At 73.9% G+C, this 11,327-nt stretch carries 7 protein-coding genes; 3 read left to right on the forward strand and 4 right to left on the reverse strand.

Annotation, left to right across the window (positions count from 1 at the left end):
- A partial coding sequence (locus ACFVHV_RS06300) for a nitrate- and nitrite sensing domain-containing protein (protein WP_380349144.1) occupies positions 1 to 2,303 on the reverse strand: 2,303 nt, incomplete at its 3' end.
- A gap of 399 nt (positions 2,304 to 2,702) precedes the next feature.
- Here ACFVHV_RS06300 and ACFVHV_RS06305 point away from each other — a divergent pair.
- The 3 genes from ACFVHV_RS06305 (at position 2,703) to ACFVHV_RS06315 (ending at position 7,626) form a co-directional block, all read left to right on the forward strand.
- Entirely contained in the window at positions 2,703 to 4,529 is a 1,827-nt protein-coding gene (locus ACFVHV_RS06305) for an AMP-dependent synthetase/ligase (RefSeq protein ID WP_380349145.1), read from the forward strand.
- 305 nt (positions 4,530 to 4,834) lie between these two features.
- Positions 4,835 to 6,022: a polysaccharide deacetylase family protein gene (locus tag ACFVHV_RS06310; RefSeq protein WP_380349352.1), complete on the forward strand. Its 1,188-nt coding sequence runs from the start codon at positions 4,835 to 4,837 to the stop codon at positions 6,020 to 6,022.
- A 620-nt stretch (positions 6,023 to 6,642) separates the two neighbouring features.
- Positions 6,643 to 7,626 carry a nitroreductase/quinone reductase family protein gene (locus ACFVHV_RS06315; RefSeq protein WP_380349147.1) on the forward strand — a complete coding sequence of 328 codons (984 nt, stop codon included), beginning with the start codon at positions 6,643 to 6,645 and terminating at the stop codon, positions 7,624 to 7,626.
- 87 nt (positions 7,627 to 7,713) lie between these two features.
- Here the strand turns inward: ACFVHV_RS06315 and ACFVHV_RS06320 are convergent, their stop codons facing one another.
- From ACFVHV_RS06320 to ACFVHV_RS06330, 3 genes are all read right to left on the reverse strand, one after another.
- Positions 7,714 to 8,511, reverse strand: a complete 798-nt coding sequence (locus tag ACFVHV_RS06320; RefSeq protein WP_359898568.1) for an SGNH/GDSL hydrolase family protein — start codon at positions 8,509 to 8,511, stop codon at positions 7,714 to 7,716.
- Between the two features lie 535 nt (positions 8,512 to 9,046).
- A complete protein-coding gene (locus ACFVHV_RS06325) occupies positions 9,047 to 9,718 on the reverse strand; it encodes an NUDIX domain-containing protein (protein WP_380349150.1) in 672 nt (223 codons plus the stop codon).
- Between the two features lie 307 nt (positions 9,719 to 10,025).
- The gene (locus ACFVHV_RS06330; protein WP_380349152.1) at positions 10,026 to 11,204 is read right to left on the reverse strand and encodes a hypothetical protein; all 1,179 of its coding nucleotides are present in this window, start codon (positions 11,202 to 11,204) and stop codon (positions 10,026 to 10,028) included.
- Positions 11,205 to 11,327 lie beyond the last annotated feature (123 nt).

Genomic DNA, 11,327 nt, shown 5'->3' on the forward strand with positions numbered 1-11,327 from the left:
GTGTCCGCCACGGGCGCGGGGACCAGCACCGGCCCGCCCTTGCCCCGCGAGGCCCGGCGTGGCAGCCCGCCCGCCGTACGGCCCGCCTCCGGCACGGACGGCCTCGGGCCGCCCGTCGTCCCGCGGTGCTTGTCCGCCTCGTCACCGCCGGCGACGGCGCCCGTACGGCCTCCGGCCACCGCTCCGGCCGAGGCACCCGCACCCGAACCAATACCAACACCCGCGGAGCCGACCGGCCCGGACGCCGCCCAGGAGGCACCCCCCGACCCGGGCACGGCGACCAGGTCCCGCTGCCCGCGCCGGCCGCCCGCCGCGCCCCGCTGCCCGGCCGGGCCCGGCTCCGGCTTCCCGTCCGGCGCCTCCGCGAGCAGTTCGCGCGGGATCAGCACGACCGCCGTCGTCCCGCCGTAGGGGGACGGCCGCAGGTGCACCCGGATGCCGTGCCGCCGGGCCAGCCGACTGACCACGAACAGGCCCAGCCGGTCGGTGTCGGCGAGGTCGAACTCCTGCTCCACGGCGAGGCGTTCGTTGATCTCGGCGAGCATCTGCTCGCTCAGCCCGAGGCCGCGGTCGTCGATCTCCAGCGCGAAGCCGTGCGCTACCACCTCGCCCTGGACGGTGACCTGGGTGCTCGGCGGGGAGAACACCGCGGCGTTCTCGACGAGTTCGGCGACCAGGTGGGTGACGTCCGCGACGGCGCTGCCGAGCAGGCCGGTGCCGGGGAACGGCCGGACGATCACCCGGGCGTAGTCCTCGACCTCGCCGACGGCCGCCCGGACCACGTCCACCATCCGGACCGGCTTGCGCCAGGCCCGCCCGGGCGAACCACCGGCCAGGATGATCAGGCCCTCGGCATGGCGGCGCATGCGGGTGGTGAGGTGGTCGACCTTGAAGAGGTCCTCCAGCTCGGCCGGGTCCTCGGTGCGGCGCTCCATGGTGTCGAGCAGGGTGAGCTGCCGGTGCAGCAGCACCTGGCTGCGCCGGGCCAGGTTGACGAACACCGCCGAGACCCCGCGACGCAGTTCGGCCTGTTCGACGGCGGCCTCGACGGCGGCCCGCTGCACCGCGTTGAAGGCCTGGCCGACCTGGCCGATCTCGGCGTTCCCGAAGTGCAGCTCGGGGGCCTCGGTGGCCACGTCCACCGGCTCGCCGCGGCGCAGCCGCAGCATGACGGACGGCAGCCGGGTGCCGGCCAGCTCGTCGGCCGCGTTGCGCAGGCCGATCAGCTCGCGGGCCAGGCCCCGGCCGATCCGGAACGAGATCATGATGGACAGCACCACGGCGACCAGACCGACCGCACCGGCGATGCCGCCGCGCCAGAGCATCCCGATCGCCGCGGACCGCGCGCGCTCGTCCAGCCCGGCCGAGATCCGGCTGTTGATCGAGGCGAGGTCGCCGAGCGCCCGGTCGGCGGTCTCCCGCCAGGAGTCGGTGTTGAGCGCCTGGACCACCCGGTCGGGGCCGCCGGCGCCGACGAAGTCCGCTTCGGCTCGGGCCAGTGCGCCCCAGGCCTCCCCGCCGCGCAGCGCGGCGTAGTCGGACTGGTCGGCGGGGTCGAGCTCGGCGACGTAGACGGTGAACAGTGCCTGCTGGTTGTGCAGGGCGTCCAGCGCGACCTGGTACTGCTCGGCGGTGGGCCTGGCGGCGCCGGTGCGCAGGCCCTCCATCGCCGCGTCCTCCTGCGACAGGTACTCCCGGGCGCGCACCAGCTCGATCAGGATGGTGCCCTGACGGGGGAGTTGGCCGCTCTGCCGGGCGACGTAGGCGGACCGGAAGCCGAACACCGGCTTGACCAGGTCGCTGTACTGGCCCAGCGCGAACTCCCAGTTCAGCGCGGAACGGCCGACCTGGGCGCGCAGCGGTCCGAGCTGGTCGGCGGCGGCGATGATCTGGACGAAGCGACCGCGCTGGGGGGCGGAGAGCTTGCCGCCGGAGCCGTCCTTCTTCTGCCGCAGCACGTCCAGACTGCGGTCGGTGGCGGCCTTGGACCGTTCGTAGGCCTCCCTGGCGGTCGGCGACCGCGGGTCGGCCAGCCGCTGGACGGCGGCGCGGCGCTCGTTCTGCAGGTCGCCGGTGTACTGGTCGACCGGGCCCGCGAACTCCTTGTACGTACGGCTGATCCCGAGCTGGTTCCAGACGTCCCCGGTGGTGGCGATCGTCGCGTACGCCCACAGGGCCGTGAGCGCGACGATGGGCACCAGGAGCAGCGCGATGATCTTCGCGCGGATCGAGCTGCTGCGCAGACGCATGGAGTCCTCGGTCGGGAAGTGCCGGGCGCGGACGGGGAGCGGAGGGGGGAACATGGCGGGTCTTGGGAACGCTGGAGGGGTCGGCGGAGGGGCTCCCGGCCACAGGTCTGCGAGACTCTACTACGCCCTGACCACTCGTTCGAGGGGTGAACCGGTCCACCGACCGGTCTCGTCCCGCACACGTCAGAAACCGGTCAGCCATCCTCCGCTACGCATCCGGAACATCCGTCGATGCCCGGAATGCGGCGCCGGCGCGGGGCCCGCGGCCTCCGCGATTCCTTCCCGGCGCCTCCCCCTCGCCTCCCCCGGGCCTCCCCGGGCGCGACACCACCGGAGGGGAGCCGTGCCGATCTCGTCGTGTCACCGCCACAACCCTGGGCAGTGACAGGGCGATCCGATAGTTTCGGCGCACCCCGTACCACCCGTACGACCGGCACCGAACTGGGGAGGACCGTGCGCGAGTTCACCACCCCCGCCCCGGCCGCGCCCGAGGCCACCGGAGGACTCGCCGACTCCCTCTACGACACCGCCGAGCGCACCCCCGACCTGGTCCAGCTGTCCTGGCGGGCCGGGGACGGGCAGTGGCAGGACGTCACCGCCCGCGAGTTCCGGAACCAGGTGCTCGCCCTGGCCAAGGGCCTGCTCACCCACGGCGTGCGCTACGGCGACCGGGTCGCCCTGATGTCCCGCACCCGCTACGAATGGACGCTGTTCGACTACGCACTCTGGTCGATCGGCGCCATCACCGTCCCGGTCTACCCCACCGCCTCCCCCGAGCAGGTGCGCTGGATCCTCGCCGAGACCCAGGCCGTGGCCTGCCTGGTCGAGGACGAGGACGCCGCGATGACGGTCGGCGCGGTCTGCGACGCGCTGCCCGACCTCACCGGAATCTGGCAGCTCGACCGGGACTGCGTCGCCGCGATCACCGAGGACGGCCTCGGCGTGCCCGACTCCCTGGTGCACCGCCAGCGCCTCGGCGTCGCCACCGGGAACATCGCCACGGTCGTCTACACCTCCGGCACCACCGGCCGCCCCAAGGGCTGCCTGCTCACCCACGCCAACCTGGCCGCCGAGGCCGACGCCCTGCTCGCCGGCTGGGGGGACGCCCTGCGCGACACCGGCGGCGGCCGCCCCGCCACCCTGCTGTTCCTGCCGCTCGCGCACGTCTACGGGCGCGCCGTGCAGATCGCGGCGATCCGCGGCGGCTTCCGGATCGGGCACGTCCCCGAAGTCTCCACCGACGCGCTGCTGCCCGCCCTGGAGACCTTCCGCCCGACCTTCCTGCACGCCGTCCCGTACGTCTTCGAGAAGATCTTCCAGCAGGCCCGGCGGGCCGCCGAGGACGCCGGCCGCGGCGAACTCTTCGAACAGGCCCGGCAGGTGGCCGTCGACTGGGCCGCCGCCCGGGAACAGAAGGCCTTCGGTCGCGGCCCCGGCCCGGGCGCGGCCCTGCGGCTGCGCCACCTCGCGTACGAGCGGACCGTCTACCCGAGGCTGCGGGCGGTGCTCGGCGGCCGGGTTCGCAGCGTGATGAGCGGCGGCTCGACGCTCCGGCGCGAGCTGGGCCTGTTCTTCACCGGCGCCGGCCTCCAGCTGTACGAGGGCTACGGGCTGACCGAGACCACCGCCGCGATCACCGCCAACCCGGCCGGACGGCAGAAGCTCGGCACGGTCGGCCGGCCGGTGCCGGGCGCCTCGGTGGCGATCGCCGACGACGGCGAGGTGTGGGTGCGCGGCGGCTCGGTCTTCGGCGGTTACCTCAACCATCCGCAGTGCACCGCCGAGTCCCTGGTCGACGGCTGGTTCGCGACCGGCGACCTGGGCCGGCTGGACGAGGACGGCTACCTCAGCATCACCGGCCGCAAGAAGGACCTGATCGTCACCAGCAGCGGCAAGAACCTGGCCCCGGCGGCCCTGGAGGAGCGGGTCGAGGCGCACCCGCTGGTCTCCCAGTGCCTGGTGGTGGGCGACGACCGCCCGTACGTCGCCGCACTGATCACGCTCGACCCGGCGGCACTGGCGCACTGGCTGAAGACCCACGGGCGGGAGCAGTCGGACCCGTGGACGGTGCTCGCGGACGAGGAACTGCACATGGAGGTCCAGCGTGCGGTGGCGGCCGCGAACACGGCCGTCTCACGGGCCGAGTCGATCCGCGCCTTCCGGCTGCTGCCCCGGGAGTTCAGCGAGGAGCAGGGGCTGCTGACGCCCTCGCTCAAGCTGCGGCGGACGGCGATCGCCGAGTACTACGCGACGGACATCGAGGAGCTGTACCTGTCCTGAACCGGGCCCGTCCGCCGCCTCCCTGACGTGACGTCTTGTCCCTTGTTCCCCGGGCATGGTGACCGCGCGTCGGCCGACCGGGACCGCCGGGTTCACCCGCCGTTCCCTTGACGGCCCCATTGGTCTAGTCCATTGTTGCGACGATCCGGGGTTCCGCACCCCGGAGTTCCACGTTCAGAATTCCTCGCTCAGAGTTCCACGTTCACAGTCCCCGTTCAGAGTTCCACATTCAGAGTTCCACGGTCCGATTCCGCTCACGCTCTCCCCACGGGCGTGCCCCCACTTGCTGGAGTCCTCACGTGTCGATGTCCACGTGCCTGTCCTCGCGCCTGTCCACGCGTCTGTCCTCGCGCCTGTCCTCGCGCCTGTCCGTGCTGGCCGCCTCCGTCGCGCTGCTCACCGGTCTCGCCGCACCCGTGGCCTCCGCCGCCGCTCCCCCGGCCGGCGGCCCGGGCACCCAGGCCGCGCCGACCGTCAACCTCGCCACCAACCCCGGCTTCGAGCTGCCCTCCCCCGACCTCGCCGACTGGGGCAGCATCCCCGGCTGGAGCTGCACCGGCGGACCGGCCGAAGCGTCCGTCAGCACCACCGCCCCGCACACCGGCACCTCCTCGCTCACCGTCACCCCGGCGAACGCCGACTCCACCGGCGAGTGCGCGCAGACCGTCGCGGTCCGGCCCAACACCACCTACACGGCCTCCGCGTGGGTCCGCGGCAGCTTCGTCCACCTGGGCGCCACCGGCACCGGCAAGGACGTCGCCCCCGCCTGGACGGAGACCACCGGCGGCGGCTGGCAGCGGCTGAGCACCCGGTTCACCACCGGCCCGAACGCGCGCAGCATCCGGCTCTACGTGCACGGCTGGTACCAGCAGGGACCGTTCTCCGTGGACGACGTCCGGGTGGACGGCCCCGCACCCGCCCCGGCCGTGGCCGCCGGCTCCGTCCCCACCAACGACAAGGTCGTCTTCTTCACCGTGGACGACGGCTGGCAGCGCACCCCCGAGGCGGAACGGTTCATCGCCGACCACCGGCTGCCGATCACCGCCTTCCCGCTGCCGATGCCCGCCACCGCCGACCCGGCCTTCTTCCAGCGGGTCACCGCCGTACCCGGCTCCTCGATCCAGGACCACAGCGTCTCCCACACCGACCTCAGCACGCTCCCGCTGGAGCGGCAGCAGGTCGAGATCTGCGACGCACGCGACTCGATGACCCGCCTCTTCGGCACCGCGCCGACGTTCTTCCGCCCGCCGTACTTCACCTGGAACGCCGACACCCTGCAGGCCGCCGCGAACTGCGGCATCCGCACCGTGCTCACCGCCGACGCGGACTTCAGCTGGGGTGCCGCCAACATCTGGCACCCGGGCCCGCTGCAGCCGGGCGACGTCGTGCTGATGCACTGGACCGACACCCTCGCCGCCGACCTCCAGCGCGCCCTCGCCGCCGCCGACGCCGCCGGGCTCAAGCCGGCCGGCCTGGTCGACTACCTGCACTGACGGGAACCGTCCGGAGCCGCCGGCGTGCACCGGGCCCGACGTGCTCCGGACCCGATGTACACCGGACCACGTGCTCCGGACCCGACGCGCCGCCGCCTCCGAGGGGAGCGGCGGCGCGTCGCCGCTCGCGGCCGGGGTGGGGCTCCCACCTGGCTCAGCCCGGGGGCGGCTCAGCCACCGAACGCATCCCCTGTCCAACCGATCAGGCGCGCCTCGAAGTCGGCGGCGGAGGTGAAGCCCTCGGCCGGTGATCCCGCTCGTTGACAGCGTGTCCGCGGCCTGGCTCTAATGGGGGCGTGCAGCGCGGCGTCGGCCACAGAGCAGTGGGCCGGCCGGCAGCCGAGCCAGCACCTTTCCGAAGGGACGATGCGCGATGAGCACTCTCTCCGCTTCCCTGATCTGACGCCGGGCGGTCACCGCGGTGCCCGCGTGTGCGAGCCGCGTCCCGCGACGGATGTCGCCGGACGGGCCAGCAGCCGTATCACCGGACCGGGGTCCGACCATCGGCGCCGATCGACCACCGGCCCCGTCTCCGGCCCCGATCTCCGGTAACGGCACAGGCACCGGCACCGCTTGTGGCCGCAACTCCCCTTTCCTCTCTGGAGATCCATCACACACGCATGCCCATGTCCTTCAGTCTGAACGTCATCGAGGAGTTCCGCGCCAACGGCGGGCGGGTCGGCGGCCCGTTCGAGGGCGGCGACCTCTTGCTGCTGACCACCACCGGAGCCCGCTCAGGGCGGCCGCACACCGTGCCGCTCGGGTACGTCCGGGCGGAGGGGCTGCTCCTGGTCGTCGCCTCGGCCGCCGGGGCGCCGGAGCACCCCCAGTGGTACCGCAACCTCCTCGCCCACCCGGTGGTCCGGGTCGAGCTCGGCGCCGAGGCCTTCGACACCGTCGCCGTACCCGCCGAGGGCGGCCGCCGGGAGCGGCTGTTCGCCGCCGTGGTCCGGAAGGCTCCGGGCTACGGGGACTACCAGGCCCACACCGACCGGGAGTTGCCGGTCGTCGTCCTGGAGCGGCTCGAACCGCCCGCCGGCGGTCCGGCCCCGGTGGTGGTGCGCAGCCTCGCCGACAAGCTGCTGGAGGCGCACACCTGGCTGCGCGCGCAGCTGCGCCACGTACGGGAGGAGGCACACGCCCACGTCCCGGGCCGCCCGGCCGCGCTCGGACTGCAGCTGCGCCAGCACTGCCTGGCTTTCTGCGACGGGCTGACGCACCACCACACCGGGGAGGACTCCGCGATCTTCCCCGCTCTCGCGCGCAGCCATCCTGAGCTGGCCGAGGTCCTGGCGCGGCTCGACGAGCAGCACCGGGCCATCGGGCGGATCAAGGAGGAGCTGATGGGCCTGCTGGCCGGGATCGCGATCACCGAACCGGAGCGGCTCCGGACGGAGCTGGACCGGATGTCCGCCGAGCTGGAGGCACATCTGGACTTCGAGGAGGCGGAACTGCTGCCGGTCCTCGCCGGCATTCCCTTCCCGCCGACCGGGCCCGCACCGGGGCCGTCCGCACCGAACCCGTCCGCACCGGGCGGGTCAACGCAGGACGAGTCGACGAAGGGCGGGCCGGCACCGGACCGGTCATCACCGGGCGGCGGCTGAAACGGCGTTGCCGCCGCCCCCCTCCCGAGCCGCGGGAGGGGGACGGCGGCGGTCCGTCCTTGGACGGGACGCTCGTTGCGGCAGTTCTTACAGCCCCGAGAACACCGGGAGGTAGCCGCCGGACTGGCCGGCCGCCTTCGGGTGGTAGCTCTCGTCGACCGGCAGGGTGGTGCTGTTCAGCCAGGTGGTCAGCGAGCCGCAGATCTCGTGCTCGTTGAAGATGCTGCGGACGTCACCGAAGGCGAAGCCGGCGTTGGCGGCCCGCTTGGCGAGGACGCCGTCCAGGGTGTCGGCGGCACCGTTGATGGCGGCGCGCTTGGTGTCACCGATGCCGAAGATGCAGCTGCCGCCGACCTTGTAGATGTGCGGGTAGCCCATCACCACGACGTGGGCGTTCGGGGACTTGGACTTGATCGCCGAGTACACCTTGTCCAGCTGGCCGGGCAGGGTGGTGGTGGCGTAGCTCTTGGCCGTGTTGACGGCGTTGATGCAGTCGGCGTCCGAGCCGAGGACACAGGTCTGCATGGTGTCGGCGAAGCCCGCGTCGTTGCCGCCGACCGAGATGCTGACCAGCGTGGTGCTGGCGTCCAGGGCGGAGATCTGGCTGTTCAGGATGTCGCCGGTCTTGGCGCCCGAACAGGCGACGAACTTGAAGGAGGACGGCGCGTGCGCGTTCTTCCAGAGGTACGCGTACGCGTTGGTGCTGCGCTTGCAGCTGCCACTGTCGCTCAGGTAGCTGCCGGCGCCGACACCGGACGAGTACGAGTCGCCGAGGGCCACGTAGTTGACGCCGGCGGCGTTCGCGGACGTCGCGGCGAAGAGCGTCGTCATGGTGAGGCCCGCCGCTATGGCGGCGATGGACAGGGCGCGGGCAGGACGAATCATCACAGCTCCAGTGGGGTGGCGTGGTGAGGGTCACAGAAGTGATACCAGGCGGTAGCCAAACCCGGAAGCGGTCATGCCAAGGATATTGACGGGACGTCCGATAGCTCCGAGATGAACTGCCGCTGACAGTCCGTGATTTCACGCAGGTCAGCGGGGGTGCGCGGTGACGCGCGTAGCGCAGCGCGCGTAGACCGGCAACTTGCAGAAATTCCGTGCAAGACAAGCGCGGAGTTGCCGCCCGGCCATCGCCGGGTCGGATTCGAAGCGGGTGTCAGCCGACCCAGGGGGGGCTGGTGACACCCGCGAAGGCAGGTCGAAGGTGGGCCGGAAGGGCATCGGCGGCACCACGAGAATTCACCGCTGTGGCCGATCGGACGCAAGTGGCCGATGTTGACGTCCCGCATGGCGGTGCGTCAGGGCACCGCGTCGGCCCGGGCCGGCCCGGCCCGGTCAAGCCCCGCCCGGCCCGGCTCGGCGCGCCCCGGCTCGGCGCGCCCCGCAGGGACGTCGCTCGGGAGTACGGCGACGCGCGAGGTCAGCCCCGCGCGCCGGGGCGGCCACCACCGGGGTGCATGGCGCCCGTGTACCCGGCACCCGGATACACGGTGCCCGGGGAGACCGTGCAGCCCTCGACCGGCAACTCCTCGATCGCCTCGTTCGCGGCCGCGGGCACGCCGAGCCAGCGGGCGGCAGTGGCGACCGCCGCCCGGGCTTGGCGCAACCCGGGCGCGCCCCAGCCGAGCAGTTCGACGGCGAGGCCCGGTGCGACCAGCAGCCGCCGGTAGTGCCGGCCCGAGGCCGGGTCGGCCGTGCTCGGGCCGACCGACCGCAGCGCCGCCGCCATCCGGACCCGCGCGCACTCGTGCCCGCCGTTCGCCGAACCGACCCGGTCGTAGAGGTAGCCGAGGTAGTACGGCCGGCCGATCCGGGCCTGCGCCTCCTCGGCCGCCTCCCGGGCCAGGGCGGCCGCCGGGTCCCCACCGTCCTCCGGCTCCAGCGAGCCGCCGGGCAGCGAGCAGATCCCGTCCCGGGGGTTCACCAGCGTCAGCACCCGCCCGTCGGGCGCGAACAGCCACCCCCAGGACTGCTTGACCGGCAGCCCCTCCGGCACCGGCTCGCCCGGCCGCCACGGCCAGCCCGCCGTGGGGCGCCGCCGCACCTTCCCGAGCAGCTCCGCGACCTCCGCGCTGTACTCGATCGGGCTCATGCTCTCGCCCCGCGGCGCTCGACGGGGATGCTCGCCCCCGCGCACCCCCCGGCGCCGAGCTCGCTCCGCTCGCTCATCCGTCCCCCTCTCGCAGTCGGGCTTCGCCGGACCGGCGGTGCGCGGGGAGGACCTGCAGGGCGCGGTACGGGGCGGAGCGGCCGGAACGGCGGCGTGGGGCACCGCGCGTTCCTGCTGTTGATCTTCTCCGAATCTTCCCCGAACACGCGGTCGATGAACAGTCCCCAGCGCCGCATGGTGGATGCGGAGACGACGGACGTGGTGGACGCGGAGGCGGTGAACGCCCTGATCACCCCAGCGGCCCACCCCCTTCCCCGGGGTCTCGGAAGCCGGGCAGCGGGAACCCGGGCCGAGGGTCCACCCCGGGCGGGAAAGGCAGCCCGCGCGCGGCGTCGTCCGCCAACTCGTCGAACACCTCGTGCGCGGTCATCGGCCGTAGCCGTCCACCGGTCAGCGCCCAGCCGCGCACCGGCGGCCGGGGCCGGGCCTCCTCGGCCGGGGGCGCGGGTGGACGGCCGTCCGGGCCGGACCGGTCGTCGCTCCGTCCGTCCACCCGTACGCCCACCGACGGATCGCCGTGCAGCAGCAGCGCCCCCTCCCCGCCCAGGGCGACGCCCGCCGCGAGCGTGACGCAGAACGCCTCGGCGTCCCGCCCCGCGGGGTACAGCAGCCCCTCCTCCACGCAGACGTCCACCGCCGAGGTGAGCTCCTCGCCGTCCTCCGGGCCGTGGCAGCGCAGCGTCAGCAGATGGCACCCCTCCCCCGCGCCCTCGGCCAGCGCGAGGTAGACCGACGTCACGTACCGCATCACGGCGGCCATCCGGAGCTGCCCGGCCGGGTCGTCGCCGACGGCGCCCAGCAGAGCCGCGCAGGCCACGGACATCCGCACCCGTGCCCGGTGGTCGTCCAGCAGCACCGGGACCAGCTCGGCCAGCCGCTCCCCCGCGTAGACGAGCGGCTCCCCGGCCAGCTCCGGATCGCCCGCGTAGGCGACCCGGGCGGCGGGCGCCCGGGGGTCGAGGCCGAGCGCCGCGCAGTAGTCCTCGAAGTCGCCCGCCTCCAGGACCCGCAGGTGCACCTCCAGCCCCTGTCGGTACAGGGCCGTCAGGTGCTCCTCCGCCCGCCGCAGGTAGGCCTGGTGCCCGAGCCCGCCGAACAGCCCGTACTGCGCGAGCCCGGCGAAGTCCCCGGCGTCGACGGCCAGGGCCAGCGCCACCGGCTGGGGCGGCGGCGCACCCCGGACCCGGCCGCCTCGGCCGGCCGCCCGCGCACCGCCCCCTCCCGCCCGGGCCCCCGGCGGCCGCCCGCTCCCGGGTGGCGCCGCGCCGCCGGGCCCGCCCGGCGGCACCCCACCGGCACCGCCACCCGGCCGCCGCCCGCCCAGCACCAGCACCCGCCGGCGCCCCCGCGGGGACCACCCCGCCGCGGCGCCCAGCACCTCGCGCACCGACTTCCGTACCGCAGCCATGGCTCCTCCTTCTCGCCCTCCGACACCGGATCGCGCCGACCACCCCGACCGGGAGTGGCCGACGCCGAGGAACATACACAGAGCCACTGACAATTCACCCGGAGTGATCGAACGGGCTCGGCG

Origin of the sequence: Kitasatospora sp. NPDC127116, assembly GCF_042677365.1 — a bacterium.
Lineage (GTDB): Bacteria > Actinomycetota > Actinomycetes > Streptomycetales > Streptomycetaceae > Kitasatospora > Kitasatospora lactacystinica.

Bases quoted from the DNA above. Each gene is read 5' to 3' on its own strand.
- ACFVHV_RS06325 (WP_380349150.1), bottom strand. From the start codon at position 9,718: ATGAGCCCGATCGAGTACAGCGCGGAGGTCGCGGAGCTGCTCGGGAAG.
- ACFVHV_RS06330 (WP_380349152.1), bottom strand. From the start codon at position 11,204: ATGGCTGCGGTACGGAAGTCGGTGCGCGAGGTGCTGGGCGCCGCGGCG.
- ACFVHV_RS06310 (WP_380349352.1), top strand. From the start codon at position 4,835: ATGTCCACGTGCCTGTCCTCGCGCCTGTCCACGCGTCTGTCCTCGCGC.
- ACFVHV_RS06315 (WP_380349147.1), top strand. From the start codon at position 6,643: ATGCCCATGTCCTTCAGTCTGAACGTCATCGAGGAGTTCCGCGCCAAC.
- ACFVHV_RS06320 (WP_359898568.1), bottom strand. From the start codon at position 8,511: ATGATTCGTCCTGCCCGCGCCCTGTCCATCGCCGCCATAGCGGCGGGC.